Raw genomic sequence first — 26,010 nt, 5'->3', positions numbered from 1 at the left:
ACCAGCGGTGACGACGATGGCCCGGCAGAGGCCGGGCCATCGAATGGTTCAGGTCGAGGAGGGTCAGTCGCCGAACTTGGCGCGGTTCGCGGCCTCGCGGGCCTGCATTTTGGCGGCCGACTCGCGCAACGCCCTCTCGATCCGGCCGAGCAGGTCGCGCAGATCGTTGGCTGCGGACTCCCAGTCGGCCTGCCGACGGAAGTACGCCTCGCGCGCGTCGCCGTCCCAGGTCGCCAGCAGCGGGGCGATGCCGGACTTGAGTCCGTCGAGCTCGCCGGTCAGATTCTTGACAGCGCCACCGCAGCTGTCCGCCGCCGCGTTCAGGCCAGCGAAGTTGTAGCGAATCTCCATTTCGAGTCCTCCCCCGTCAGAGCTTCAGCGCCGCGGTGATCTGGCCGGCAGTCGCACCGGCGCTGTCCATGTCGGACCGAATCTCCTCGTCGCTGACGTCGTAGTCCTTACCGGCCGAGCCGACGGCCTCGGCAATCGCCCGCAGCGCGACGTTGAGCCGGGCCATGTCCTGGTCGAACCGCTCACGGACCTGCTGGAAGGAGCCTGCGCCGGCACCCCTCCACTGGTCGTACAGCGGTGCGAGCTGGTCCATAAGCTGGTTCAGGTTGCCGGTGAGCCGGTCGGCGACGGCATCGACGTCACCCTCGGTCTTCAGCATCAAGCCGGTGTCGGTATTCATCGACATGGCGGAAGTCACCCCCGTCCTCGTTCGATCGCCCCGCTTCGCCGGAGGCGGCCTGTCAGTCGGCGCTCACGCACCAGTGTCATACGAACGGTAACGGGTCATGTCCAACCTGCGCTAGACCGTTGCCCGGCCCGTACTTCCATTGTGGCTGGTCAGGTCACTCCGGGTCGAGGGCGAGTTTCGCCGTCGCCGGATCCAGGGCAGGGCCGGCGGGTAGCCGGACCACCAGGCTGGCGGGCAGTCGCACCGGCTCCACTTCCGCGTAGCCGAGCATCGCCGGTACCGCCTCGGAGGCCAGCGGATAGCGGTGTCCAAGGTCGGTGACCAGGTTCAGGGTGCCGGCCTCCTGGTCGGGTGAGGAGACGGCGGTGACCAGCACGCCGTAGCCGGGTTCGATGACGACCCGGTCAGCCAACGGAACCCCGTCACCGGTCTGCTCACCGCTACGCACCGGCTCCCGTACCGGCTGGACCTGGGCGTCGAGCAGCACCGTCGGCTCGTCCTCGCCCGGCTGGTAGGCGGCGCAGATGGCCGGCTGGTTGCCGACCAGCCGGGCGATCTCCGGCCGCTGCTCCGGTGCGCGGAAACGTCCCTGGTCCGGCGCCGCGGCCTTGGGAGCGGCGGCGGCGTCGCCGGCGGCGAGTTCGATCGGCACCGGCTTCGCCCCGTCCGGGTACGCCGTCTCTGTCGCCTTGTCGGCCAGGAGCACGTCCGCCTGCACGGGCGTGATCGGGACCAGCCGCGCCCGCTCCGCCAGGTAGTACTGGCGACTGCGATTCTGGCTCTCCACCATGAAGACCTGACCGACCCGGGCGTTCGGCAGCGCCGTGGACAGTGCGCCCCGATCGGTCACCCGGCGGGCGACGATCGGTTCACCGGCGGGCAGCGCGTTCAGCCACGCCCCGCCGACCTCGACCACCGGTTCGGCACCCATGGTGAGGCCCGTCAGCACCGTCTCCTCGTCACGGATCTCGTACCGGTGGTCCCGCCAGACCAGATGCAACCGGCTAGTCTTACGGTCGCGGACCAGCAGCCCGGCGTCACCCGCGTCCCGTCCCCCGTCGGGTGCCCGTCCGACGGTGAGCACGGTGGTGGCGACGACCCCGCCGGCGGCGTCCCGGGCCGGCTGGGTGCACAGCGTCCACGGGCCGCCCAGGATCCGATCGGCCGGCGGCAGCGCGTCCGGCGCGAACGGGATACCGATGCGTGGGCCACGGGGCGTGCCGACCAGCGAGTTGCGCGAGACCGAGACCGTCGGTGCGGACGACTCCATGGCCAGCAGTGCGGAGGCGTAGTTGAGCACCGGATGCAGGCGACCCTCCCGGTACAGATACCGGGTGCCGGTCTCCTTCTCCAGGATGACCGAGCCGCCTTCCTTCCATTTGGTGGCACCGCCCGGGCGGAGCAGGCCGTACACCCCCACCGCCGCCAGGCAGAGCACCGCCACCATCACACTGGCGAAGCCGGCGCCACCGAGCCGGCGGAACGGCGCCGCCTCCGGATCGGGCTCGCGCGCCACCAGCGCCGAGGTCATCCGTTGTACGAAGAACTGGTACGACTGGACCTGGTCCCGCCGCGACGGCATGGCACCCTCCCCCTGGCGTACGCCGGCACGGTCACGATTGGCGGACCGCGGTGCCTACCATAGGCACGGCGTCGAACCGCCCGGTGCCCGCACCCGGCGTCGGCCGGTGGAATCGACGACGGCAGACCGAGGAGTCCTTCGATGATCAGTCGCGACGAGGCCCTGACCATCGCGCGTCAGTGGGCCGCCGCCGGCCAGCCAGGGCCCACGCCGGAGGTGGACCTGCGCGAGTTCGACCTCGGCTATGTGGCCTGGCGTGTCATTCCCGCCCCACCGCCCACCGACGGGCCGCCCGTTCCACCACCATCCACCGGATACCCCCGGGCGGTCATCGACGGGCAGACCGGCGAGGTGTCCCAGTGGCCGTCGCTGCCCTGGCAAACGGTCGCCGAGAAGTACGCGCAGTACCGCGCCGCCGAGGGACGATTCCCGCCCGACGTGCGGCAGGTGTTGGACAAGGCCGGCTGGTTTCCGGGCCGCGACCGCACCGCCTCGGTCAACCTCTGGATGGTCCGCTTCGCCGACGAGCTGGCCGGGCTCGACTGCCCGCCGGTCGCCCGGGCCGCGCTGGTCGAGTTCGGCGGCCTGCGCCTGCCGCAATTCGGCAGACGTGGCCACTTGGGAGGCGGCTTCACCAGCTACATCCACCCCACCCTGGGCGGCGTGGTGACCGAGGCTGCCCGGGCCTTTGCCGAGGAGTACGACAACCCGGTCTACCCGCTCGGCAACAACGAGGACGGCCCGTCCGAGCTGGTCGTCGACGCACAGGGGCGGGTCTTCATGCTGCACTGGGCCGACGACTTCTTCGTCGGTCCCGACGTCGACTCCGCCATCGTCAAGCTGATCCGCGGCGGCGACCTCTCCGAAGCGAGCGACCGCGACTGGTGAGCCGGCCGGTCAGCCGTTGATGGCCCGCATGAACGCGTACAGGCCGAGCACGCTGCAGGCCACCGGCACCACGGCGAGCTGGAGCAGGATGTCGAGCATGTCGCCGAGCCGGGCCAGTCTGGGCGACGGGGCACGGCGGCTGTAGGCGAGCCCGGCGGCGGCCGAGAGTGCGGCGGCGACCAGGGCCACCGGCAGCACGGCCAGCACCCGCGCCGCAGTCGACGCGTCCGCCGCACCGATCAGCGGCAGCAGGCCGAGGCCGACCAGGCCGACGGCGAGCATCGGCACCCGGTGCCGGACCGTCGAGACCAGCCGGGCCCGCAGCAGGTAGCCCAGCGAGACGACCCCGGCGAGCAGCAACGCGGAGAGCGTGCCGGTCGCAGTGAGCACGACCAGGCAGCCGATGGTGACCACGAACGCGCCGAAGACCATGCCGGTGAACACCTCGTCGGCGCGGGCGGTGGCCTGGTAGACGACCGCACGCTTCGGTTGCGGCTCGTCACGCAGCAGGTCCTCGGCGGTACGCGGCATCGCCGGCATCGGCATCTTCCCGAGCCGGACGGAGAGCAGCGGCATCGCCGGCAGCAGCAGGGTCACCGCGCTCACCACGATCGCAGTGCCCTGGGCGGCGTCCATCGCGCCGAGGGCGAGGAGCCCGCCCACCATGCCCCAGAACCCAACGAAGACGGCAGCCACGAAGACCCGGGTCGCGTCGCCCACGCCGAGCAGACCGAGCAGGCCGGAGAGCAGCAGCACGGCGGAACCGAGCAGCACATGTGGGGCGCCCAGCGCCCACACCGACTCCCCGCTGCCGATGACCAGCACTCCACCGACGAAGGCGTAGGGCAGACCGGCGGCGGCCACTACCGCGCCGGCGAGGGAATCGGCCATCGCCCGGGACAACACGATTCCACAGACCAGCAGCAGACCCGCCGTACCGAGGGCGACCGCTCCACCGAGCCAGCCGGGCTCGGCGGAGGTGACGATCACGACCAGGCCGAGCAGCAGCAGCACCCCGGCCACGATCAGGCCGGTCAACCGGGTAGCGAACGGGCTCCAGGCCACACCACGCCGCCGGGCACCGTCGGCGACCGCCTCCATCAGGTCGTCGTACGCCAGCTCCGGCCAGTCCGTACGCCGCGGCACCAGGTGCAGTGTCTCGCCGTCGCGGACGCTCTGCGCCGCGAGCGTACGGGTGAGGTCGACGGCGCTGCCGTCGCTGCGCCGCAGCATCCAACCGCCGTGGCTGGTGCCGTCCGACGGATCCTCGTCGGCTTGGCGCAGCACGGCGGGGAGCAGACCGACGAGCGGCAAGTGCTCGGGCAGGGCGAGATCCAGCCGTCGGTTGGGGGCGACGACGGCGATGCGCGCGAGTCCGGTTCCGGCCTGGGTGACCACTGACGACCCCTCGGTACGAGGAGCGGGCCGGCGGGCCCGCGGCTGTCCTGACGGGCAAAGGCTACCTACCATGTGCCGATGACGCGGGGGCGGTTCAACGCGGCGCATCAGACCCAGGAGAGGCGACGGAGGTCTGTCACGTGAGCACGGTGGTGGTGAAGCGACCTGCGCGGCAGCCGGAACCGGAGTATCCCTCCGGTGAGGTGCTGCTGGAGGCGCCGCCTGAGGTGCCGGCACCCAGCGGCAAGGCCTGGGGGCAGATGCTGATGATGCTGCCGATGCTCGCCGGCTCGCTCGCGATGGCGCTGATGTTCGCCGGCCGGGGCGGCGGCACCTTCGCGTACGTCACCGGTGGCCTCTTCGGACTCTCCGCCATCGGCATGCTCGGCGCCCAGCTGACCAACAATTCCGGCGGGCCCAGCAAGCAGGAGATGCTGCAGAAGCGTCGCGAGTACATGACGCATCTGTCGCGCCAGCGCCGCCGGGTACTCAAGACGATCCGCCGGCAGCGGGAGGCCGCGTTCTACCGGCATCCGGACCCGGACGCCCTCTGGTCCCTGCCGCTGGGCCCGCGACTGTGGGAGCGTCGCCGTGGTGACGTGGACTTCGCCACCGTCCGCATCGGCCTCGGCCCTCAGGAACTGGCCACGCCGCTGGTGCCGCCACCCGCCACATCCTTGGAGAAGCTCGAACCGATGTGCGCGTTGGCGCTGCGCCGGTTCCTGACCACCTACGGCGAGGTGCCGGACCTTCCGGTGACGATGGCGTTGAACGGGTTCGCCCGGGTGCATCTGCGCGGCGACACCGACGCCGCCCGGGGTATGGTCCGATCGGTGATCGCCCAGGCCACCGCGTTCCACGCTCCCGACGACATGCTCGTGGCGATCTGCGTGGCAGCGGATCGGCGGTCCGAGTGGGAGTGGACGAAGTGGCTGCCACACGCCCTGCACCCGTCGCGTACCGACGCGCTCGGTCAGCTGCGACTGGTCGCACCGTCGGTGACCGGGCTGGAGGCGATGCTCGACGACGTCCTGGCCAGCCGGCCCCGGTTCAACACCAGCGGCGGTCCGCCCCAGGTCGCCGGCCCGCACGTGCTGGTGGTCGTCGACGGCGGCGACACCGCCGGTTCGGACCACCTGATGACCGACGGCGGGGTGGAGGGTGTCACTCTGCTGGACCTGTCCACCCCGGCACCACGCCTGCTCGACCGGGCGCGGCTGGTGCTGGAGGTGAACTCGGACCGCCACTTGAACAGCACCACCGTGGACGGGTCGGCGGAGATCGGTCGGGCCGACGACTGCCAGGTGACGGAGATCGAGACGCTGGCCATGCAGCTCGCTCCGCTGCGCCTGTCGGCCGCCTCCCGTGGTGGTGGCGACACCCCGCTCACCACCGAACTGGGCCTGGCCGAGCTGCTCGACCTGGGTGACCCGTACGAGTTCGAGGTCGACCAGGCGTGGCAGCCGCGCCCGAACCGCGACCGGCTGCGGGTGCCGATCGGCGTGGGTACCGACGGCGGCCCGGTGGAGCTGGATCTGAAGGAGTCGGCGCAGGACGGCATGGGCCCGCACGGGCTGCTCATCGGTGCGACCGGTTCCGGCAAGTCCGAGCTGCTCCGCACCCTGGTGCTGGCGCTGGCGGCCACGCACTCGTCGGAGAGCCTCAACTTCGTCCTGGTCGACTTCAAGGGCGGAGCCACGTTCACCCGGCTGGACGGTTTGCCGCACACCAGCGCGGTGATCACCAACCTGGCCGACGAACTGCCCCTGGTCGACCGGATGACCGACTCCATCAACGGTGAGCTGGTGCGTCGACAGGAGCTGCTGCGCGCGGCGGGCAACTACGCCTCACAACGCGACTACGAGAAGGCTCGGGCGGCGGGCGCCCCACTCGCTCCGCTGCCGAGCCTGCTCATCATCTGTGACGAGTTCTCCGAACTGCTCACCGCGAAGCCCGACTTCATCGACATGTTCGTGCAGATCGGTCGGGTCGGCCGGTCGCTCGGGGTACACCTGCTGCTGGCGAGCCAGCGCCTGGAGGAGGGGCGACTGCGGGGACTCGACACCCACCTGTCGTACCGGATCGGTCTGCGGACGTTCTCCGCGATGGAGTCCCGGGTGGTGCTCGGGGCCACCGACGCGTACGAGCTGCCCCGGTCGCCGGGGCACGGCTACCTGCGCTTCGGCACCGAGCCGTTGATCCGGTTCAAGGCCGCCTATGTCTCCGGCACCTACCGGAGCAAGACCGCCGCGGCGGTCGCGGCCGGCGACGGCGAGGACCGGGTACGCGAGTACAGCACCACCTACGTCGCCCCGCCGGTGACCCGTACGCCGAAGCAGGAGGAGGCGCCGGAGCCGGCCGACGGTGTCGGCGAGAGCGTCCTGGACATCCTCGTCGGCCGGCTCGCCGGTCGAGGTAAACCGGCGCATCAGGTGTGGCTGCCGCCGCTGGCCGAACCGCCGACGTTGGACCAACTGCTGCCTCCGATGACCGCCGACCCCGCTCGCGGGGTGACGGTGGCGCACGCCGGACTGCTGGGCGAGTTGCAGGTGGCGGTCGGCATCGTCGACAAGCCCTTCGAACAGCGCCGGGACGTGCTCTGGTTCGACCTGGCCGGCGCGGCCGGCCACGCCGTGATCGTCGGTGGTCCGCAGAGCGGCAAGAGCACCCTGCTGCGGACGGTCGTCACGTCGCTGGCGCTGACCCACACTCCCCGCGAGGCCCAGGTGTACTGCCTCGACCTGGGCAGTAGCGCACTCTCCTCGCTGCGCGACCTGCCGCACGTCGGCTCGGTGGCGACCCGCCTCGACGCCGGCCTGGTCCGGCGTACCATCGCCGAGCTGCAACTGCTGATGGGCGAGCGGGAACGGCGATTCGCCGAACGCGGCGTCGACTCGATGGCCGAGTACCGCCGGGCCCGCCGGCACGACCAGCACAACGACGACCCGTTCGGCGACATCTTCCTGGTCATCGACGGTTGGGCGACGCTGCGGGCAGAGTTCGAGGATCTTGAGTCCACGATCAACGACATCGCCAACCGGGGCCTCTCCTTCGGTATCCACCTGATCGTGACCGCCGGACGCTGGATGGATCTGCGTCCGGCCGTGCGGGACGTCTTCGGTACCCGGTTGGAGCTGGCCCTCTCCGACGCCAGCGACTCCAATCTGGATCGCCGGGCGGCGATGAACGTGCCGGAGAAGTCGCCCGGTCGGGGTATCACCCCGGACGGGCAGCAGTTCCTGGCCGCGCTGCCGCGCGCCGACGGCGCGCAGGAGGCGGAGACTCTCGCCGAGGGGTCCCGCAAGCTCGTCACCGATCTGGCCGCCGCCTGGCAGGGACCGGGTGCCCCGCCGATCCGGCTCCTCCCGCCGGTGGTCCCCTACGGCAGCCTGCCCAGCACCGGACGCCCAGGGGTGCCGATCGGCATCGCCGAGGTGGACCTTCAGCCGGTGCATCTGGACTTCGCCGCCGATCCGCACTTCATCCTCTTCGGCGACGGCGAGTCCGGGAAGAGCACCTTCCTGCGGTCCCTGGCGCAGACGATCGTCGACCGCCACGATCTGACCGAGGCCCGGCTCGTTCTCGTCGACTACCGGCGCAGCCTGCTCGGCGACATCACCACGCCGCACCTGATCGGGTACGGCTCGACGGCCCAGGTCACCGAGAACATCGTCGCGGAGGTGGCGGCCGTGATGCGCGACCGGCTGCCCCCGGACGACATCAGCGCGGATCGGTTGCGGGCCCGCGACTGGTGGAAGGGCCCGGATCTCTACGTGCTGGTCGACGACTACGACCTGGTCGCCGGCGCCGGCAGCAACCCGCTGACCCCGCTGCTGGAGTTCCTGCCCCAGGCCCGGGACATCGGCCTGCATCTGGTCATCGCCCGGCGGACGGGCGGTGCCAGTCGCGCGCTGTACGAGCCGGTGCTGATGCGGCTTCGGGAGATCAGCACGCCGGGCATCGTGATGTCCGGCAACCGGGACGAGGGCGTGCTGCTCGGCACCGTCCGGCCCGGGCCGTTGCCACCGGGCCGAGGTTGGCTGGTCTCCCGGCGCGGCGGCACCCGACTGGTGCAGTTGGTGCACCTTCCGCAGCGCTCGTAGACCCGGTACGGGGTTGCCCGATGAGGCTACTGTCCGCCAGAGTGGACTTACGGTGCGCGGCTACGGACTTCGGCCTTCCCGAGTGAAGAGCAGCCGCGCCGGCACCGTGTGAGCGAACGGGGGAGGGACATGAGCGACGCGTGGCTCGTCGACGAGCAGATCGACGTCGATATTCAGCAGCTGAAGGACTTCGCGGACGCCATCCGCAAGGAGATGGAGACCAACTTCCAGCCCAGCTTCGACAACGGCCTGCGCCCCATGCTCACCGTGCAGGCGCCGTTCGGCGGCGGCGGGCTCAAGGAGGCGGCGTTCTTCCGGGGCCGGCACGACGAGAGCCGGGTGGCGGTGTCCGCCCTGATGGGCGACGTGATGAAGGGCCTCACCTCGCTGAGCATGGCCGCCATGTCCATCTCGGCGGAATACCTGACCGGCGATGCGCTGTCCCAGGCCACAAATGAGGACGTCTACAACGCGTTCACCGCCGTCGACGGCCAGGACACCCTCAGTGGCAAGTGGGAGCAGAGTGGCGAGAACCCCGCGGACGCGGTGCCCGCGGAGGCCCTGAACCCGACGCCGATGAACCCCTATGCCGGCATGGACTCCTGCCCGACCGGGGAACAGCGCGAGGAGACCCCGGCGTGGGCCAAGGCGGATGTCGTCGGCGAGGGGTCCGGCGCCTACCTGATCCCCAGCGACGGCGAGCTCATGCACGACCCTGAGCTCCATCTGGACCAGTCGGATCTTCGGTGACGGTGACACGGGGCGGGATCTGAGGAGCGGGGATGAGCGACGACTACTACGGTTGGCAGCCGATCAGCTACCCGATGTATTCCGGCGTGTCGGACGACTACGCCGCTGAGCGGGCCGCCGACTCCACGCCGTACGAGCCCACGGCGTGGGACTCGGTGAACGTCGAGCAGATGTGGGAGTACGTCCGAAAGGAGAGCGACGAGCGCACCACCGCGCTCGCCGACATGTGGCGACGGGCTGCCAGCCTGCTGCAGACCACCCGGGACAACCTCAAACGCCACGCCGACTCGCTGGATGCCCGCTGGCAGTCACCCGCCGCACGGGTCTTCATGTCCCGGGTGGGCGCCACCCTGCACTCGCTCGACGAGTGGAAGGACGTGGCCACCAACAACGCCACCGGCCTGGACCAACTCGCCAGCAAGATCGAGACCGCCCAGCGGGAGATGAAGACGCTCTGGCAGGAGTACCAGGCCGAGCAGACCCGGCAGGGAGAACGTCGGACGAACGACGAGGGCTTCCAGCCTTCCGACCTCGTCGACTGGATCCCCGGCGTCACCGGCAACGACGCCAAGTCGTACGAGGACGTGCAGAACGAGTTCCACCAGCGCGCCAAGAACATCGCCAAGCCGCTGGCCGACCTCTACATCGACGTCTACATCTCCAACATCTCCCGGGGCGGAAAGTTCAAAGGCCCGACCGATGCGGTCTTCAGAAATCCGTCCGACGTGCCCGGACCGGGCGTTCCGGGAGCACCCCGGCCCGGCGCGCCCGTGGCCGGAGCCGCCCCGAACCGGCCGGGCATGCCGAACCGACCGGGCATGCCGACCCAACCCGACGTGGGCGATGGGCCGGCCGGGCCGGTGGCCCCGCCGCCAGCCAATCTCCCGGAGGGCGTCGGTCTCGCCGGCGGCGCGGCCGCGCCGCCGGCCCCACCGCCGGCCGCCCCGCCCGTCACCACCGCACCGAGCGCCCCCGTGACACCCGGTCCGGTGGTGCCGCCGGTGGCCGGGCCCCGACCGATCGGACCTGGTCCGACCGCATCGAACTCGGGAGCTCGGCCGAACGCGCCCCGGACCACCCTGCCGGGTTCTGGCGGTCCCGGCGCACCCGGTGGCCGTGGGCCGGGGCCCAACCGCCCCACGCTTCCCGGAGCCGGTGGCCCGGGCAGCGGGTCCGGAGCACCGGGCGGTGGCCGGCGGGGTACCGCGCCGAACCGTCCGACCCTGCCCGGCAACACCGGCACCGGGGCACCCGGCGGTGGCCGGGGCCGACCGGGCCTGGGTGGCAGGCCGGGCGGGTCGGCACCCCCACCACCGTCGAGCCCGCGTCTGCCGGGCTCCACCGCCGGCTCCGGCCAGCGGGGCACCGCGCCGGGCCGTCCCTCCTCGCCGCCGCCCAGCCTCGGTGGCCAGCGGGGTGCCGGGCCGGGCGGTCCGCCCAAGGCCGGTTCGCCGATGACCGGCCGGCCGGGCCAGCCGTCGACCGGCAAGCCCGCAGCCGGCCAGCCGCCGGTCGGCCGGCAGCCGACCGGCGGTGCGCGGCCCGATCTGAGCGGACGCGCCGGCGCGGGCGCCGGGCGCCCCGCACCGACCACCGGGCCGGCACCGTCGCTTGGCGGCCGGCGCGGCGGGCCGGCCAATCCACCCCCGCGCAAGGGTGCCCCGCGCGACGGGGATCAGGAGACCTGGGAGTACGGCGAGGGCGACGACGAGTTGTGGGTCACCGAGTCGTCCGCCGTCGGCGTGGTGGAGGCCCCTGCCGAGCACCGGCCCCGTGAGCAGGGCAGGACGCTCGGCCAGAGCTGACCGCGGGCGGGCCGGTCACCCAACCTTGGGTTGCCGGCCCGTACCATGCGGTGACCGTCCAATCCCGGCCGTCCGGCACGACGGCCCACAGAGGAAGGCTGACGGGCATGCGTGTCCTCACCCGAGCGGCAGCCGCCGCGCTCGCCACCACGAGCGTCCTGGCCGCCCTCACCCTGCCGGCCGCACCCGCCCTGGCGGATTCCGTCCGCGACGACTCGTGGCACGTCAAGGCCCTGGAGCTGGCCGAGCTCCACAAGATCACGCAGGGCGAGGGTGTCACCGTTGCGGTCGTCGACAGCGGGGTGGACCCCACGCATCCGGACCTGCGGGGCAACGTCCTGCCCGGCGTCGACCTCTACGACGACGACGCCAAGGGTCGGGTCGATCGGATCGGGCACGGCACCGGAGTGGCGTCGCTGATCGCTGGTCACGGACACGGCACCGGCGGCCGGGACGGGATCCTCGGCGTCGCGCCGAAGGCCAAGATCCTGCCGGTGACCATCAAGAAGGAAGGCAATGCGCCGATCGCGCCGACGGCGCTCGCCGCGGGCATCAGCTGGGCAGTCGACGCCGGCGCTGACGTGATCAACGTGTCGCTCTCCAGCAGCTTCAACGACGAGCTGAACCAGGCCGTCGAGCGCGCTTACCAGAGCAACGTGGTCGTGGTCGCCTCCGCCGGCAACGACGATGACATCCTCGTCGGCAATCCGGCCGCGCATCCCGGCTGCATCGGCGTCAACGGCGTCGACCGCAAGGGAGTCATCAGCAAGGCGGCCTCCGTGCCGGGCACGCTGGACCTGCGGGTCGACATCGCCGCGCCCGGCCAGGACATGGTGGTGGCCGTGCCCGGCGGCCGGTACCGCACCACGACCGGCAGCAGCACCAGCAGCGCGGTCGTCTCCGGTGCCATGGCCCTGATCAAGGCCGAGTACCCCGACCTGAGCGCGTACCAGCTGTTCCTGCGCCTGATGGAGACCGCCGAAGACGCCGGCGAGCCGGGCCACGACGAGTACTACGGATGGGGCGCACTCGACCTGCGCGAAGCATTGACCGGCGAGCCCGACGGGCGGGCCAGCCGCACCGCGTCCACCGGCCGGCCGGAGGTGGACGACCCATTGGCCGCTGCCCGCGCTGCGGGTAGCGACGGCCCCGACATCGAGGAAATCGTGATCGTGGTGCTGGTCTGGGCCGTGATCCTTGGCATCCTCGCCGGCATAGTGATCGCCATAGTCAGGCTCCGCCGCCGCTCGCGACGGCGCAGGGCAGGGGCCATCGCCCCGGAAAACGCGCTCGCCACGAGCGGGGCGCCCGGACCGCCGGCACCGGACGCGCCCAGCGAGCAGCTCCCTGCCTCCACTCCGACCGACGACGGGGTGTGGCGACGGCCGTCCGGCTGATCTGATTCGAGGAGGCGTCCATGCCGACACCGCCAGCCGAGGGATCGTCATCGCCGATCCTCGGTCCGTCACCGGCCCAACAGCCGACCGGGGCATGGGGGACGCCGCCAGCCACGCTGCCGCCGCGTCGCCGCCCGGTCGTCGTGATCCTCGCCGTGCTGCTGATGGTGCCGTCTATCGTCACCTGGTTGATCGCCGGTTTCGCCTTCTTCCGGGCGATGCTGCGCTCCGAGGGCGACGGGCTCGGCAGGTTCCTGGTGGTGTGCATCGGCGCGGGCGGGCTCGGCATCGCCCTGCTGGTGGTGCTGCTCGGATCGCTCGGCATGCTCATGGCCTGGGTCGGCGACAGCGCGGAGGGGCTGGCGGTGCCGGCGGGCTTCACCTTCGGGCTCTTCGTCGTCGTCATCGTCGTGCTGCTCGTGCAGGGCAAGCTCAGCTACCACCCGACGATGGTCACCCCACTCGTCGTGGGTGGGCTGGCCGGCGTGTCACTCGCGCTGATCAAGAGTCCGCCGGCCCGCGCCTGGTTCACCGGCCGTCGTCGCTGACCGCCCGAGGACCGGCACCGCTCGACAGCGGTTCGGCGGTGCAACGTCAGGCCGGCTGGTCGCTCGGGGCAGGCTGGGCCGCTCAGGCCGGCTCGGCGTTCAGGCCGGCGACCAGCGGCGGCTGGCTGCCTCGAAGCGGGCCAGCAGCTCGTCGCGCCCGTCCTGGTGCAGGCAGCGCAGCTCGGTCCCGTCCGGCACGACCAGTGACTCCATCCGGGGTGGACCCTGGCCCCACTGCTCGGGCGTGGCCTTGCTGGGTGGCCAGCGCAGCACCGGCACCCACTCGTCCGACTCCTCGAAGGGCGAACCCTCACCGAGCAGTCCCAGGCGTCGGTAGAGCCGGACCGGGGTGTCCCGCCCCGGGCCGTGCCAGGCGTGCACCAGTCCGGCCGCCCGGTCGTAGCCATCGTCCAGGTAGGACGAGAGGTAGCGGTGTGGAATGACCAGTTGCAGCAGTAGCGGCACGTCGGGGTCGGGCCCCTCGTCCTCGGCGGTTTCCGGGGCCGATCGCGGCATCGGCACCGGCAGGCCCATCGTCGACGGCTCGGCGTAGCCGGCCGTCTCGCGACGGCGTCGTTCCTGCTCGGCCGCGGCGGTGACCACCTGCCGCAGCTCAGCCACCCAGTCGCGCAGCGTGAGCAGCGCCGCGCCGGGCAGGGCCGCAGCGAGCGGCGTCTCCGGGTTGAGTAGCAGCTGCCAGGACAGGTCCGGCCAGTGATCGGTGAGCTGGAGGCTGCTGACCACCACGAGGTCACGGTCGCCGAGCGCCTGGCGCAGGCGAGCCTCGGAGGTGAACACCGGCAGGCTGGCCCGGCCCTGCTCGTCGGGGAGGGTCCACCACGGGAACTCCGGGTCGGACAGGTCCCGCGTCGTCGGGCCGTCCGGTCGCAGCGGCAGCACCAGTTCGGCCCGGAACAGCACGGACATCAACGCGTCCGGGTCCTCCCGCAGGATCGCATCCCGCAACGGCCGCTCGGCCGCGAGCGTCGGCGCGGCCAGCGTACGGAGTTCGTCGGCGGTGAGTCGGACGGCGATCGGCAGCCCGGGATCGATCGCCAGCATCCAGTCGTCGTCGGGCCAGTCGGCGGCGACATCGGCGAACCCCGTGACGCGGTAGCTGACCGACTGGCCGGGCAGGCCGGCGGCGATCGCCGCCGGCGAGGTGTACGCGACCACATGGGTGACCCCGTCATGCCGGCCGGTCGGCCATCCGGCCGGCTCGTGGCCGGCCGCCGCCGCCGGGGACACGGGCAGTAGCAGCGGACCGCCGACGAGTTCGGTGAGGAAGCTCTCGCGGTCGTCGGCCGCTGTGGCGGCCATCAACGCCCGCTCGGTCGCGGTGGTCGGCTGCCAGTCGGTCACCAGGTGCCGTCCCCGCGTACCCGACGGGGTGACCGACCGAGCACCAGCGTGGTGAGGGCCTCGTCGATACTCGCGCCGAGGAACCAGTCCCCGGTGTGGTCCAACGCGAAAACTCGCCCCTGCTCGTCGATGGCGAGAATCCCGGTGCCGTCCCCCTCCTCGCCCAGCGGGCTCAGCGCGGCGCCGGTCGCCTCGGCCAGCTCGGCGAGCGTCTCCACCGAGTGCCGCACCAGGAACGGGTCGAGTTGGAAGTCGCTCGGCGCGATCTGCTCACCGTCGCCCTGCGGGCGGACCCGCAGCCCGCCGAATTCGGCGTACGCCTCGACTGCCGGGGCCGTCACGGTGTGCTGGCGACCGCCGGGCGCGGCGTGGGCGGCGATGCGTAGCCCCCACTCACGACCCTTCTCCTCGTCGCGGCGATCGGGCGACCAACCGGCGGCGGTGAGCGTCTCGGCCACCAGGGGTGGGAAACGTTCGGTCATGTCAGCGCCTGCATGCCGAACCAGTCGAGCATCGCCGCGCAGGACCGACAGGGCGGCTGGGTCTCGCCATGGCGCGGGTCGCCTTCCTCCCGCACTCGGGCCACCCGGATCTTCGCGCCCCACAACGCCGCGCGAGCCTGGGCCGCTTCGAGGGGTGGACCGCTGCCCTCGGCGGCGTACAGCCGATCTGAGATCAGCACCGGCTCGGCGCACCAGCCGGTGAAACGCTCGCGCTGTTCGGCGGGGAGCCCGTGCAGGAAACGTCGGACCACCGGGTGCAGATCGGGTGCCACATCCCCGCGTACCGAGGTGTGCGTGTGGACGGTGCCGTCGGCCAGCAGCGCACCCGCCGCCAGCGGCAGCATCCGCAGATCCGCCATCCGTCCTCCCTAGCGTCGCAAGAGATCCGACGAGCCTAGCCAATCGGAGCGTCGACCGGGTGGCAGTTCTGTGGGACGAGGTTTCGTCGCATCGACCACAGCGGTGGGGTTGCGGGGGCACGCGTGGGGTGGGCCGGCTGGGATATCGTCGGTCCAGCCCTCTCTTCACCATCCAGAGCCGGAGCCATGACGCGCACCCTTCTCGTCTCCGCGGATCAGCCCGGCGCCTACCCGTCCATCGGGGAGGCGCTGTCGGTGGCCGGTGATGACACTGTTGTCTCCGTCAGCCCCGGCACTTACCACGAGGCGCTGTTCGTCAACGACCGCGCGGTCACTGTGGTCGCCGCGCAGGGCGCGGGCACCGTCACCATCGACGCCTCCTCGGGCGCGTACCCGACGGTCTCCTGCAATGCGGGGCGGCTGGAGCTACGCGACCTCGTCCTGAAGGCGGGGGATGCGCCGGTCGTGGTGGCCGACCGGGCGAAGCTCACCATGACCGGGTGTGAGCTGAGCGCCGGCTTCGGCGCGGCGATCCAGGTCGCCGGCCGATCGGAGTTCACCCTGGCCCGCTGCCGGGTGACCGGCGGCCGCTACGGCCTGGTGGTGGAGGACTCCGACGGCAGCGTCGAGGGGTGCGAGTTCACCGACCTCAGCGAGGACGGCATCATCGTGCGGATCGGAGCCGCTCCGACGATTCGCACCAGCACCGTGGCCCGCTGCGGCAACCGGGGCATCTACGTCTACCAGTACGGCAAGCCCACGATCGAGGCCTGCGACATCTCCCAGACCGGCCACGCCGGGGTGGTCGTGGTGCACCAGAGCGCACCGGTCCTGCGCCGCTGCCGGATCCGCGACACCCGCGGCCCGGCCATCTCCTTCGCCCGTGGCTGCCACGGCACCGTCGATGATTGCACCACCGAGAACACCGCCCAACCGGCGATCGAGGTCGCCGAGGGGGCCACACCGACCATCGTGGCGGGCACGGCGAACAAGAAGGCCGCCTTCGGTGCCGACGCCGCCCGCGCCGTAGCGCCGCAGGACACCGCAAAGGTGGAGAAGCTGCTGGCCGAGCTCGAGGCGATGGTCGGCCTGGAGTCGGTGAAGGCGGAGGTCCGCGCCCTCATCGACGAGATCCAGGTCAACGAGTGGCGGCGCAGCGCCGGGCTACCGGTCGGCGCGGTCAGCCACCACCTGATCTTCGCGGGAGCGCCCGGTACCGGAAAGACCACCGTGGCACGCATCTACGGCGATCTACTGGCCGCGTTGGGTGCACTGCCCGGCGGCGCGTTCCGCGAGGTCTCCCGGCGCGACCTGGTCGGCCAGTACATCGGCCACACCGCCGAGAAGACCGCTGCGGCGTTCGAGTTGGCGCGCGGAGGCGTGCTCTTCATCGACGAGGCGTACACCCTCTCCCGCTCGTCCGGCACCGGCGGCGACTTCGGTCAGGAGGCCATCGACACGCTGGTCAAGCTGATGGAGGACCATCGCGACGAGGTCGCGGTGATCGCCGCCGGCTACACCGGCGAGATGTTGCAGTTCCTCGACGCAAACCCCGGTCTGGCCTCCCGTTTCGCCAAGACCGTGGAGTTCGGTAACTACTCACCCGAGCAGTTGGTCGTCATCGTGGAACGGATGGCCGGCGGCGACGAGTACCTGCTCGCCGACGGCGTCTCCGAGGTGCTCCGGGAACACTTCGGCAGCATCGAGCGGGACCAGAACTTCGGCAACGCCCGCGAGGCCCGCAAGCTGTTCGAGGGTGTCCGCAAGACGCAGGCGCAGCGGTTGCGACAATCCGGCCAGCGGCCCACTCTCGACGAACTGCGTACGGTGGCCGTCGCCGACGTACGCGCCGCGATCGGTCGTTGACGATGCCGTGCTGGTCAGGGAGGGAGGTGCGGTGACGCATCCGGGTGCGGCCCAGCCGGGCGAGCCGGGTTGGCAGCATCACCCGGGCGCGGCGGCACCGCCACCACAGCAACGGACGGCACAGCAGCAGGCGGGCGCGCCGGCCCCCGCACCGACGCTCGGCGGCGCCGGGCCGGGGCACAGCTGGGCGGCCCAGCGCGGGCACGGACGGGCCACCGCCGGCACCGCGTACACCAGTCAGGCCGCTGCGGCGGCTCAGGCTGCGGTCCCGGCTGCCCGGGCGGCGGTGCAGAGCCGGCCCGCTCCACCGGCCGGGCCCGCCGCGACGCAGCAGCCCGCCGACGAGGCCGTGGCGACCACCCCGGTGGTACGCCCGCACCGACGGCAGCCCCGGATCGCCGGTATCCACGTCGCTGCGCTGGTGGCCTGGCAGGCCGGCGCGGCGGCGGTGCTGGCGGCCACACCGCACGGCATGCCACTGACCATCGCCGTCGGCACCGCCGCGGTGGTGCTGCTCTCCCCCACCGTGTTGCGGCACCGGGACCGATGGCTCTACCAGTGGCTGGCGGTCTGGTGGGCCTTCCGGGGCCGAAGCCGTCAACTCGCTGCCACCGGCTCCGACAGCGCCTGGCAGCTGCTGACCCACCTGGAGCGCAGCGTCGAGCTGGATCAGGTCGAGATCGACGACCAGCCTGCCGTGCTGCTGACCCATCGCCACGGGCTCAGTGCGGTGCTGGAGGTCGACCCGACCGAGGGTGCGCTGCTCATGGGTGCGCCGCAGGCCCTGCCGTCGCCGATGTCGCTGCTGCCGGCCGCCGACTCGAAGACCCCGGCAGTGACGGTGCAGGTGCTGATCCAGGTCACCCCGGCGCCTCGGGCCCGCGCGTCGGCGGTGGACCGGGCGTACCGGGAACTGACCAACGGGGTCGTGCCCGCCAGCCGGCAGGCCTGGGTGGTGCTCCAGGCCCCGCGTACTCCTGACTTCCACGCCGACCACGACCTGCGCCCGGCGCTCACCGCGGCGATCCGGCGGACCCGCCGCCAGCTACGCCAGGACCGGGCGGCGGCCCGCCTGCTCAACCGGGACGAGGTGCTCGCCACCGTCGCCCACCTGACGCACCTAACCGCCGCTCCGGTGAGCGGAGATCGGCCGCTGGCCCGGGAGAGCTGGCGGAGCTGGTCGGCCCAGGGCACCCCGCAGAGCTGCTACCGCCTGGTCGACTGGCCGGGCCGGGCGTGGGAGGTGGATCCCCTGCTGCGCGGGTTACCCGCCGCGGCCGGCGTGGTGTCCATCTCCGTCGCGCGGGAGAACGGTCGTCCAGGTGCCGACGATGCCGTGGTGGAGGTGGCGTTCCGGCTCATCGGCACCGACGCCACCGCACTCGCCGCCGCCGACCGGGCACTGTACGAGGCGATCCGCGATCACGGTGGTCGCCTGCAACGACTCGACGGCGAGCACGCCCACGGTGTGGCCGCCACCCTGCCGTTCGGAGGCTTCCTGCGGTGAACAGCGTCGCCTTTCCCGGCAGCCGGATGGGGTTGCACGTCGCCGACGGGGCCACGGTCGCCGGGCTGAACCTGGTCGCCGGCGGCGGCGGCCTGGTGGTCGGCCGCAACCGGCAGCAGGAGCCGGTGGGGCTGCGGGTGTTCCGGGCCGAGCCGACCCGGCTGATGTTGACCGGCGGGGTACGCGCGGCCGAACTGCTCGCCTTCCGGTCGCTCGCGCTCGGCGCCCGACTGTTCATCCAGACCGCTCGGGAACAGGAGTGGGACGCCTTCCTGCGCCGCTGTGTCATCGGCCGGGAGATCGCCTCGTTCCTCCCGCCCGGGGTCGCTCCCCCGGTGCCGGCCACCCCGACCGAGCCGCAGCTCGTGGTGATCGACACCGGTCCGGTGACCGGGCCGGACACCAATCTCAGCGCGCCCTGGCGGGCCACCCTGGTGGTGCGGGACGACCTGGCCGGCTGGGACGTCGAGGTGCTGGTACGCAGTGACATCGTGGTGCTCCAGCGGCTCACCGGCACCGAGGCCGCCACGGCCGCGAACGCCCTCGGGCTGGTGAGCGTGCAGAACTGGTTCACCCAGCTGCACCCGGAGATGGTCGGTCTGATCACCAAGGGCAAGGTGCAGTGGGTGATGCTCAGCATGACCGGCACCGAGCGTCAACTGATCGGCCCGGTCGCCCGGGGCGGCTGAGCGCGACCCGTTCTCAGGCCTCGCCGGGCAGCGCTGCGGCCCGTACCCGGCCCATCAGCGCCACGATGCTCAGCGCCATCACGACCACCACGACGAACGCCGAACGCAGGTCCATCGCGCCGGCGAGCAGGCCGATGACGGGCGCCGCCAGCAGCATCCCGGGCCACTGACCCATCGCCACGACCGAGACGCCCTCGCCCGAGGTCAGGCCGGGCTGCTCACCGGCGATCCCGAGCACCGTCGGCGTCACGCACGCCAGGCCGAAGCCGAGCAGCCCGAATCCGGCCATCACGGCGGCGGGATGCGGAATCGTCAACGGCAGCGCGAGGCCACCGGCGGCGACCAGGGCCGAGGCCCGGACGAATCGCACCCGCCCGAACCGGCCGGCGAGCCGGTCGCCGAACAACCGGGCGACGGTGGCAGCCAGCGAGAGGCAGGTGTACGTCGCCGCGGCGAGCACCGCGCCGGCAGCGGCGACCTCGGTGGCGTACAGGGCGCTCCACTGCGCGCCGGCCATCTCCACGAAGGCCGCCAGGAACGCGATCGCCGCCAGCAGCAGCAGTTGGGGAGTGAACCGGTCACGCAGCCGCCGCCGGGCCTCACCGTCCTTGGTTTCCTGGCGGGGCGTATCCGGCAGCCACCGCTGCGTACCCAGGAGCATCACGCCGAGCAGGACACTGGTGATCGCCATCTGGGCGGACGGGGAGAGGCCGGCGGCTGCCGCAGCGGTGCCGCAGAGCCCGCCGACCAACATGCCGACGCTGAAGCCGGCGTGGAAGGTGGACAGGATCGGCCGTCCGTACTGCTTCTGCACCTCGACCGACTGGGCGTTCATCGGCGTCGCCAGCAGGTTGGCGGCGAAGCCCCAGACCGCGAGCCCACCGACCAGCGCCACGACCGTGGTGGACGCGGCCAGCAGCGGCGCGTTGACCAGGATCAGCGCGGCACCGGCCAGTGCCAGGCGGCGGGTGTTGATCCGGCTGATCAGCACCGCGACCACCACCAGTGAGATCAGCTCACCGGCGTTGGTGGCGATGTTCGCCAGCCCCCAGCCCGTGTTGCCGAGGCCGACCGCGTCCCGCACGTCCGGCACCCGCGCGGACCAACCGCCGATGGCCAGGCCCATGATGACGAAGAGCAGCACCACCGAGTAGCGGGCCTGGACGGTGGAGCGTGACACCGGTGGTGCCGCCCGATCGTCGGTGTCCTGGTTCGTCGAGGTGTCCGTCATGGTCTCGTACCTCTCCCGAGTCGGCCTGGATCGTCGTGCTCGCCCCTCTCCGGCAGCCCTCTCCCCTCCTACCCCGCGACGTGATCGAAGAAGCACGCGCCGTCAGGAAGCCGCAACTGCCCCGGACACCGGCCGGGGTCGGTGACGAGCGTCGAGACGACGGCGACGTAGTCGTCGATCAGCCCGCGTACCAATTCGTCGTCGAAGAAGCTGCGGTTGCGGATGAAGACCCCGCCGGTTCGGTCGTCGTCCACCACCACGATCGGGGAGCCCCGCTTCAGCCAGGTCGGCAGGCAGTCGGCCGGCACGTCGGCGGCGACCACCGGTGCGGGCGTACCGGGGGTGGGGCGGGCCGTCACGTCGATCGGCTCGACCTGCAGCCCGGGGCAGTGGATCACCGGCGATGCGGAGGCGGCGGATTGGAACCACGCGTCGAAGAGATGGCTGTCCGGCCACGGGCGTAACCGTGGGAAGTCCGGCCGGACCGCGCTCGCCACCCGGTGGAAGGGCGCCACGTGGTCGATGGCCGCGGTCAGCGCGGCGTGCGCGGCGCCGACCACGTCGCCGATCGGTGCGTCCGGCGAGATGGTCACCGGCACGTACACGTTGTTGGTGAACTGGCAGATCAGGCGTTGGGAGAGCGGGCTCTCCCGGCCGAGCGTGGTGGTGCCCAGCACGATCCGCTCCCGGCCGGCCCGATGGGACAGCAGCACCAGGTAGGCGGCGAGCAGCAGGACGTAGGGGCTGGTCCGGGCGCGCCGGGCCGCCGGCCGTAGCCGCGCGTTGATCTCGGCCGGGAAGGCGAACCGGGTGGCCACCTCGGCGCTCAGATCGGCGTCCGGGGCGGGCGGGGAGGCGGGGAACAGTTGGTACGGGGAGACCGGCCGCAACTGGTCTCGCCAGTATCCGGCCCGGGTCGCCGCGTCGGGCCCGCCGCCGGTCAACTCCGCCTCCTGGATCGCGCCGAGGCCGCTGAAGTCGACGCCCAGCGGCGGTTGCGGCGCGCCTGCGCCGAGCCGGGCGGCGTACGCGTGGAACAGGTCCTCCACGAACACCCGGCAGGACCACCCGTCGGAAACCATGTGGAAGAAGCAGAGCGCGAGGACGTGTTCGGTCTCGGAGAGCCGGATCAGCGCGGCCCGCCACAGCGGGGCCCGGCCGGGATCGAACTCGACCGTGCGGTGCTCGTAGGCGATCTGCTCGATGCGGGCCTGCTGCACCGGCGCCGGCTCACCGGACAGGTCGACGTACTCCAGTGGGGAGGCGACCCGGGGCAGGATCCGCACCGCGGGTCGGGTACCGATGCGGTCGAACCGCATCCGCAGCGCGTCGTGCCGGTCCACCACGTCCTGCATCGCCCGGCGCAGCGCCGCCGCGTCCAGCGTGCCCCGCAGGCGGCGGAACTCCACCACCACCAGCCGGGTGGCGCCGGGGCGTGCCGGGTGCAGCGCGGTCATGAACTCCCACATCATCTGCTGGCTCGGGGCCAGCGGCAGGATGCTCGACATGGCCACCCCCTACGCCGCCACCGGTTCCGCAACCGGCTGGTAGTCGGCCTCGTCCGGCGCGCGGAAGCCGGTGAAGAGCAGGTCGGGGCGGCGCATCCGGAGCGCGGTGACGAACGCGGCCCCGTCGAAGAGGGTCTCGATCGCGGCGCACGCCACCGACTCGGCGACAGCCCGGGGGCCACGATCCCCGCCCAGCCGACCCGGGGTCTTCGCGGCGACCAGCGCCGCCGCGACGGCCGGCACCGCGAGCAGGCTGCGACCACCGGTACGCCGTGCGGTCAGCAGCCCGACCGCTGCGGTGAGGGTGAGGGTGCTGACGGTGTTCAGCACGAACCGGCGCCGGTGCGGGTGGACGACGCAGAGCCACTGCTCGGAGCGCCCGTACGTGGTGAACCGGTACGCCACGGCGGCCAGCGTGTCGGCGACCGAGGTGTCATGGGTGACCACCCCGTCCGGATCGGCGAGCAGCACGTACCCGGCGTCGGTCAGCACCAGGCCAAGGTGCAGATCCTCGCCGCCGAGAGGCATCGGGGAGTCCTCGGGAAACCCACCCACCGTGGTGAACGCGGACCGTTTCACGGCAGTGTTCGCCGTCGCGCCCCAGGACACCCGTTCGTGGTGCAGCGGCCGGGTCAGGTCGCCGAGCAGCAGGTACGAGCGGCTCATCACCCGGAAGAAGGCGCTGCTGCCGGGCTCCACCAGGACCGGTCCGGTGACCCCGGCCACCTCCTCGCCGCTGTCCCGCAGTCGGGCTGCGTACCGGGTGATCAGGTCGGCGGGCACCCGGCAGTCGGAGTCGGTGAACAGCAGCAGGTCGTAGCGGGAGTGCTGGACGCCCAGGTTGCGCTTGGCGCCGACGTGCCGGGGACCGCGCACGTAGCGCGCGCCGTACTCGGCGCAGGCGGCCCGGTGCGCGGCGGCGGCGGCCGGGCCCGAGTCGTCGACGACCACCACCTCCACCGGCTCGGGACAGTTCCGGATGGCGCTCTGGAGGCTGCCCAGTTGCCGGCGCATCTCGGTCACCCGGTCCTTCACCGGGATGACGACGGAGACGCCGCGTTCCGCGACGCGGGGTGCGGTCGGTTGGCTGCGGGGTGTCTGCGGGGATCGGCTCATGTCCCGAGGTTCGACCAGCGCGATACAGCGCTGATACACGCTCACCGGCGGCGGCAGTATCCGATGTGTACGGACAATGTATTGACCGGCACCAGTGTCGATGGCATGACGACCTCGATCCCACTCGACCGGCGGCTCGCCGTCGACGGCGGCCGGCCGTACCGCCCGCCGGAGACGCCCTGGCCCCGCTGGCCGGTACCCGCCCCGAACGCCGAGCGCAACCTTTCCGCCGTGCTGCACGGCGGGCGGTGGGCGATCAGCAGCCCTGCGTACGGCGACACGGCACTCTTCGAGCGCCGGTTCGCCGCCGACTTCGCCCGCTACGTCGGCACCCGCCACTGCGTACCCGTGGATCACGGGTCGAGCGCCCTGGTGGTGGCCCTCGAATCGCTGGGCCTGGGATTCGGCGACGCCGTGCTCGTCCCTGCCCTGACCTGGACCGCGTCCGCCACCGCCGCGCTGCGCGCCGGCCTGGTGCCGGTGCTGGTGGACGTCGACCTCGACACCGGATGCGTCGGGCCGGAAGACCTCGACCTGTCGGTGGAACCGCGAGCAGTCGTCGCCGTTCACTGGGCCTCCAACATGGCCGACATCCCGGCGCTCGACGCGGTCACCGCACCTCACGGAATCTCCGTCGTGGAGGACTGCGCCCAGGCGCACGGCGCCACCTGGCAGGGCCGCCAGGCCGGCTCGTTCGGGCGGCTCGGCTGCTTCAGCTTCCAGCACGGCAAGGTCCTCAGCTGCGGGGAGGGCGGGGCGGTGGTCACCGACGACGACACGCTCGCGCCGGTCCTTCAGGAGCTGCGGGCCGACTCCCGCCGCTACCGCAGCCGGGCCACCCCCCCGGGTGAGCTGGATCTGGAGGAGAGCGCCGGCGTACAGGGGGCGAACTTCTGCATGAGCGAGTTCTCCGCCGCCGTCGCCTGTGCGCAGTTGGCTGCCCTGGACGAGCAGCACGATGTCCGCAACCGGAACTACGCGTTGCTGACCGAGCTGGTCGCCGATCTCGACGAGGTACGTCTGCTGCAGCCGGCCCCGGCGCAGACCCGCACCTCCATCTACGAGGGCACGATCATCTTCGACGAGCTGCCTGCCGCCATGGACAACGGCGCCGTGGCCACCGCGCTCACCGCCGAGCTGGGCAGGCGCTTCTACGTCACGGACGAGCCGCTGCACCGCAGCCGCCTGTTGCAACCGTGGACCAAACCGCTGCTCGCCCCGCTGGCCGAGCGGTTCACCGCAATCCACCGCGACCGCTCCTACCCGAAGACCGAGTGGCTCGCCGCGCACACGGTGCAGACCCACCACAGCACCTTTCTCGGCGGCGAACGCGACATGCACGACATCGCCGGTGCCATCAGCAAGATCTGCGCCCGCTGACCTCGACCGCGCCACCCATTGGCGCACCCAGAGAAGGGACCTTTCCCGTGACCGTCACGCACAGCGAGAATCAGCAAAGCCCGTCCCCGTCACGAGCCCCGGAGGCGCCCGTCGGCCTGTGGCTCAACGGTGCCCGGGGCTCGGTCGCCACCACCGCGATCACCGGCCTGTTGGCGCTGCGCGCCGGCATGGCCAGCTCCACCGGATGCGTCACCGACACCGGAATGCTGCGCGACGCGCCGCTGGCGAGCTGGACCGACCTGGTGATCGGTGGACACGACATCGTCGACACGCCGCTGGAGAAGAAGGCCGAATCGCTCGTCGACTCCGGGGTGATACCGGCACCGGTTCTCGCCGCGGTCCGGGGCAGCCTGCCCGAGGTGGAGCGCAACCTGCGTACCGGCTACGACGTGCGCTCGGACACCGGGCCCCAGGCCGAGGTGATCGACCGGCTGGTCGGCGACATCGAGGAATTTCGCCGCCGGCACGGCCTGGCCCGGGTCGTCGTGATCAACGTGTCCTCGACCGAACCGCCAGCCGAGTACCGGCCCGAGCACGACGACCTGGATGCGCTGACCCGCAGTCTGGCCGACCCGCAGGCCCGGGCGCTCCCGCCCAGTTCGGTCGTCGCGTACGCGGCCTTCCAGGCCGGCTGCGGCTTCGTCGACTTCACCCCGTCGACCGGGGCCCGGATGCCCGCCCTGGAGCTGCTGGCCCAGCGGCAGCAGGTACCGTTCGCCGGATCGGACGGCAAGACCGGTGAGACCCTGCTGCGTACGGCGCTCGCGCCAATGTTCACCTCCCGGGCGCTGCACGTCCTTTCCTGGGCGGGAGTGAACCTGCTCGGTGGCGGCGACGGGGCGACGCTGGAGGACCCGGCGAACGCCAAGAGCAAACTGAGCTCCAAGGCGGGTGTGCTGCCGGCGTTGCTCGGTGAGGACGTGACCGCGCCGCTGCACATCGACAACGTGCCCGACCTCGGCGACCACAAGACCGCCTGGGACCACGTCTCGTTCGAGGGCTTCCTCGGCGTACGGATGTCCATGCAGCTGACCTGGAGCGGCGTCGACTCGACGCTGGCCGCGCCGCTGGTGCTGGACCTGGCCCGGCTGACTGCCGCCGCGCACCGGGCCGGCCATGTCGGCCCGATCGAGCAGTTGGGGTTCTTCTTCAAGGATCCGATCGGCACCGACGAGCACGCCCTCGCCGACCAGGCCCGGGTCCTCGCCGACTGGGCGAACGGGCTCGACCGGCAGACCGGGAGCTGAGTACCCGCCCACGCCGCCGGCGCGGACGACCGCGTCGGCGGCACCTCCCG

General features: G+C 72.0%; 21 protein-coding genes. 11 read left to right on the top strand and 10 right to left on the bottom strand.

Translation table 11 applies throughout. The features are described from left to right. Positions 1-63: 63 nt before the first annotated feature. The 3 genes from BMY89_RS28210 to eccB form a co-directional block, all read right to left on the bottom strand. Positions 64-351, bottom strand: coding sequence for a WXG100 family type VII secretion target (locus tag BMY89_RS28210; protein WP_092383304.1), 288 nt, complete (start codon positions 349-351; stop codon positions 64-66). A 16-nt stretch (positions 352-367) separates the two neighbouring features. Then, entirely contained in the window at positions 368-697 is a 330-nt protein-coding gene (locus BMY89_RS28205) for a WXG100 family type VII secretion target (protein WP_092383302.1), read from the bottom strand. Positions 698-854: 157 nt separating this feature from the next. Next, positions 855-2,282, bottom strand: coding sequence for a type VII secretion protein EccB (gene eccB, locus BMY89_RS28200; RefSeq protein ID WP_092383300.1), 1,428 nt, complete (start codon positions 2,280-2,282; stop codon positions 855-857). 141 nt (positions 2,283-2,423) lie between these two features. Between eccB and BMY89_RS28195 the strand changes: the two genes are divergently transcribed. Continuing rightward, positions 2,424-3,170: an SUKH-3 domain-containing protein gene (locus BMY89_RS28195; protein WP_092383298.1), complete on the top strand. Its 747-nt coding sequence runs from the start codon at positions 2,424-2,426 to the stop codon at positions 3,168-3,170. Between the two features lie 9 nt (positions 3,171-3,179). Here the strand turns inward: BMY89_RS28195 and eccD are convergent, their stop codons facing one another. Continuing rightward, positions 3,180-4,568: a type VII secretion integral membrane protein EccD gene (gene eccD, locus BMY89_RS28190; protein WP_092383296.1), complete on the bottom strand. Its 1,389-nt coding sequence runs from the start codon at positions 4,566-4,568 to the stop codon at positions 3,180-3,182. Positions 4,569-4,708: 140 nt separating this feature from the next. Here eccD and eccCa point away from each other — a divergent pair, with 140 nt between their 5' ends. The 5 genes from eccCa (at position 4,709) to BMY89_RS28165 (ending at position 13,171) form a co-directional block, all read left to right on the top strand. Continuing rightward, on the top strand, positions 4,709-8,671 hold the full coding sequence (eccCa, locus tag BMY89_RS28185) for a type VII secretion protein EccCa (RefSeq protein WP_092383294.1): 3,963 nt from the start codon (positions 4,709-4,711) through the stop codon (positions 8,669-8,671). Positions 8,672-8,800: 129 nt separating this feature from the next. Beyond that, positions 8,801-9,421, top strand: coding sequence for a hypothetical protein (locus tag BMY89_RS28180; protein ID WP_092383325.1), 621 nt, complete (start codon positions 8,801-8,803; stop codon positions 9,419-9,421). 32 nt (positions 9,422-9,453) lie between these two features. Beyond that, positions 9,454-11,226, top strand: a complete 1,773-nt coding sequence (locus BMY89_RS28175; RefSeq protein WP_092383292.1) for a WXG100 family type VII secretion target — start codon at positions 9,454-9,456, stop codon at positions 11,224-11,226. 107 nt (positions 11,227-11,333) lie between these two features. Next, positions 11,334-12,623 (top strand): S8 family serine peptidase, encoded by a 1,290-nt coding sequence (locus tag BMY89_RS28170; RefSeq protein ID WP_092383290.1) that lies wholly within the window; start codon positions 11,334-11,336, stop codon positions 12,621-12,623. Positions 12,624-12,643: 20 nt separating this feature from the next. Then, the gene (locus tag BMY89_RS28165) at positions 12,644-13,171 is read left to right on the top strand and encodes a hypothetical protein (RefSeq protein ID WP_139218035.1); all 528 of its coding nucleotides are present in this window, start codon (positions 12,644-12,646) and stop codon (positions 13,169-13,171) included. Positions 13,172-13,270: 99 nt separating this feature from the next. Here the strand turns inward: BMY89_RS28165 and BMY89_RS28160 are convergent, their stop codons facing one another. From BMY89_RS28160 to BMY89_RS28150, 3 genes are read right to left on the bottom strand one after another with little or no spacing between them, the layout of a single operon-like run. Further along, complete coding sequence (locus tag BMY89_RS28160; protein WP_092383286.1) at positions 13,271-14,536, bottom strand: SseB family protein; 1,266 nt, start codon at positions 14,534-14,536, stop codon at positions 13,271-13,273. After that, complete coding sequence (locus BMY89_RS28155) at positions 14,530-15,015, bottom strand: SUKH-3 domain-containing protein (protein ID WP_092383284.1); 486 nt, start codon at positions 15,013-15,015, stop codon at positions 14,530-14,532. Before BMY89_RS28155 ends, BMY89_RS28160 begins: the two co-directional genes overlap by 7 nt. Then, positions 15,012-15,395: a YwqJ-related putative deaminase gene (locus BMY89_RS28150; protein ID WP_092383282.1), complete on the bottom strand. Its 384-nt coding sequence runs from the start codon at positions 15,393-15,395 to the stop codon at positions 15,012-15,014. Before BMY89_RS28150 ends, BMY89_RS28155 begins: the two co-directional genes overlap by 4 nt. 186 nt (positions 15,396-15,581) lie before the next feature. Here BMY89_RS28150 and BMY89_RS28145 point away from each other — a divergent pair, with 186 nt between their 5' ends. From BMY89_RS28145 to BMY89_RS28135, 3 genes are read left to right on the top strand one after another with little or no spacing between them, the layout of a single operon-like run. Further along, positions 15,582-17,261, top strand: coding sequence for a right-handed parallel beta-helix repeat-containing protein (locus tag BMY89_RS28145; RefSeq protein WP_092383280.1), 1,680 nt, complete (start codon positions 15,582-15,584; stop codon positions 17,259-17,261). Positions 17,262-17,292: 31 nt separating this feature from the next. Beyond that, on the top strand, positions 17,293-18,768 hold the full coding sequence (gene eccE / locus BMY89_RS28140) for a type VII secretion protein EccE (protein WP_170147672.1): 1,476 nt from the start codon (positions 17,293-17,295) through the stop codon (positions 18,766-18,768). Continuing rightward, on the top strand, positions 18,765-19,457 hold the full coding sequence (locus BMY89_RS28135; RefSeq protein WP_092383276.1) for a hypothetical protein: 693 nt from the start codon (positions 18,765-18,767) through the stop codon (positions 19,455-19,457). The genes eccE and BMY89_RS28135 overlap by 4 nt, the downstream gene beginning before the upstream one ends. Positions 19,458-19,470: 13 nt before the next feature. On the opposite strand, the gene BMY89_RS28130 is transcribed toward BMY89_RS28135, so the two are convergent. The 3 genes from BMY89_RS28130 to BMY89_RS28120 form a co-directional block, all read right to left on the bottom strand. Continuing rightward, on the bottom strand, positions 19,471-20,688 hold the full coding sequence (locus tag BMY89_RS28130) for an MFS transporter (protein WP_092383274.1): 1,218 nt from the start codon (positions 20,686-20,688) through the stop codon (positions 19,471-19,473). A gap of 68 nt (positions 20,689-20,756) precedes the next feature. Beyond that, on the bottom strand, positions 20,757-22,196 hold the full coding sequence (locus BMY89_RS28125; protein ID WP_092383272.1) for a condensation domain-containing protein: 1,440 nt from the start codon (positions 22,194-22,196) through the stop codon (positions 20,757-20,759). A gap of 9 nt (positions 22,197-22,205) precedes the next feature. After that, positions 22,206-23,312: a glycosyltransferase gene (locus BMY89_RS28120; protein ID WP_092383270.1), complete on the bottom strand. Its 1,107-nt coding sequence runs from the start codon at positions 23,310-23,312 to the stop codon at positions 22,206-22,208. A 105-nt stretch (positions 23,313-23,417) separates the two neighbouring features. On the opposite strand from BMY89_RS28120, the gene BMY89_RS28115 reads away from it, so the two are divergent. Both BMY89_RS28115 and BMY89_RS28110 read left to right on the top strand, forming a co-directional pair. Continuing rightward, positions 23,418-24,692 carry a DegT/DnrJ/EryC1/StrS family aminotransferase gene (locus BMY89_RS28115; protein ID WP_232521593.1) on the top strand — a complete coding sequence of 425 codons (1,275 nt, stop codon included), beginning with the start codon at positions 23,418-23,420 and terminating at the stop codon, positions 24,690-24,692. Positions 24,693-24,739: 47 nt separating this feature from the next. Then, positions 24,740-25,960: an inositol-3-phosphate synthase gene (locus tag BMY89_RS28110; RefSeq protein WP_092383266.1), complete on the top strand. Its 1,221-nt coding sequence runs from the start codon at positions 24,740-24,742 to the stop codon at positions 25,958-25,960. Positions 25,961-26,010 lie beyond the last annotated feature (50 nt).

Source organism: Micromonospora phaseoli, from assembly GCF_900109115.1.
Taxonomy (GTDB): domain Bacteria; phylum Actinomycetota; class Actinomycetes; order Mycobacteriales; family Micromonosporaceae; genus Micromonospora; species Micromonospora phaseoli.
This window is presented reverse-complemented; position numbering and strand designations above follow the sequence as displayed.

Bases quoted from the DNA above. Each gene is read 5' to 3' on its own strand.
- BMY89_RS28125 (WP_092383272.1), bottom strand. From the start codon at position 22,196: ATGTCGAGCATCCTGCCGCTGGCCCCGAGCCAGCAGATGATGTGGGAG.
- BMY89_RS28120 (WP_092383270.1), bottom strand. From the start codon at position 23,312: ATGAGCCGATCCCCGCAGACACCCCGCAGCCAACCGACCGCACCCCGC.
- BMY89_RS28145 (WP_092383280.1), top strand. From the start codon at position 15,582: ATGACGCGCACCCTTCTCGTCTCCGCGGATCAGCCCGGCGCCTACCCG.
- BMY89_RS28205 (WP_092383302.1), bottom strand. From the start codon at position 697: ATGTCGATGAATACCGACACCGGCTTGATGCTGAAGACCGAGGGTGAC.
- BMY89_RS28130 (WP_092383274.1), bottom strand. From the start codon at position 20,688: ATGACGGACACCTCGACGAACCAGGACACCGACGATCGGGCGGCACCA.
- BMY89_RS28195 (WP_092383298.1), top strand. From the start codon at position 2,424: ATGATCAGTCGCGACGAGGCCCTGACCATCGCGCGTCAGTGGGCCGCC.
- BMY89_RS28210 (WP_092383304.1), bottom strand. From the start codon at position 351: ATGGAGATTCGCTACAACTTCGCTGGCCTGAACGCGGCGGCGGACAGC.
- BMY89_RS28180 (WP_092383325.1), top strand. From the start codon at position 8,801: ATGAGCGACGCGTGGCTCGTCGACGAGCAGATCGACGTCGATATTCAG.
- BMY89_RS28150 (WP_092383282.1), bottom strand. From the start codon at position 15,395: ATGGCGGATCTGCGGATGCTGCCGCTGGCGGCGGGTGCGCTGCTGGCC.
- BMY89_RS28115 (WP_232521593.1), top strand. From the start codon at position 23,418: ATGACGACCTCGATCCCACTCGACCGGCGGCTCGCCGTCGACGGCGGC.
- BMY89_RS28165 (WP_139218035.1), top strand. From the start codon at position 12,644: ATGCCGACACCGCCAGCCGAGGGATCGTCATCGCCGATCCTCGGTCCG.
- eccB (WP_092383300.1), bottom strand. From the start codon at position 2,282: ATGCCGTCGCGGCGGGACCAGGTCCAGTCGTACCAGTTCTTCGTACAA.
- BMY89_RS28170 (WP_092383290.1), top strand. From the start codon at position 11,334: ATGCGTGTCCTCACCCGAGCGGCAGCCGCCGCGCTCGCCACCACGAGC.
- BMY89_RS28155 (WP_092383284.1), bottom strand. From the start codon at position 15,015: ATGACCGAACGTTTCCCACCCCTGGTGGCCGAGACGCTCACCGCCGCC.
- BMY89_RS28175 (WP_092383292.1), top strand. From the start codon at position 9,454: ATGAGCGACGACTACTACGGTTGGCAGCCGATCAGCTACCCGATGTAT.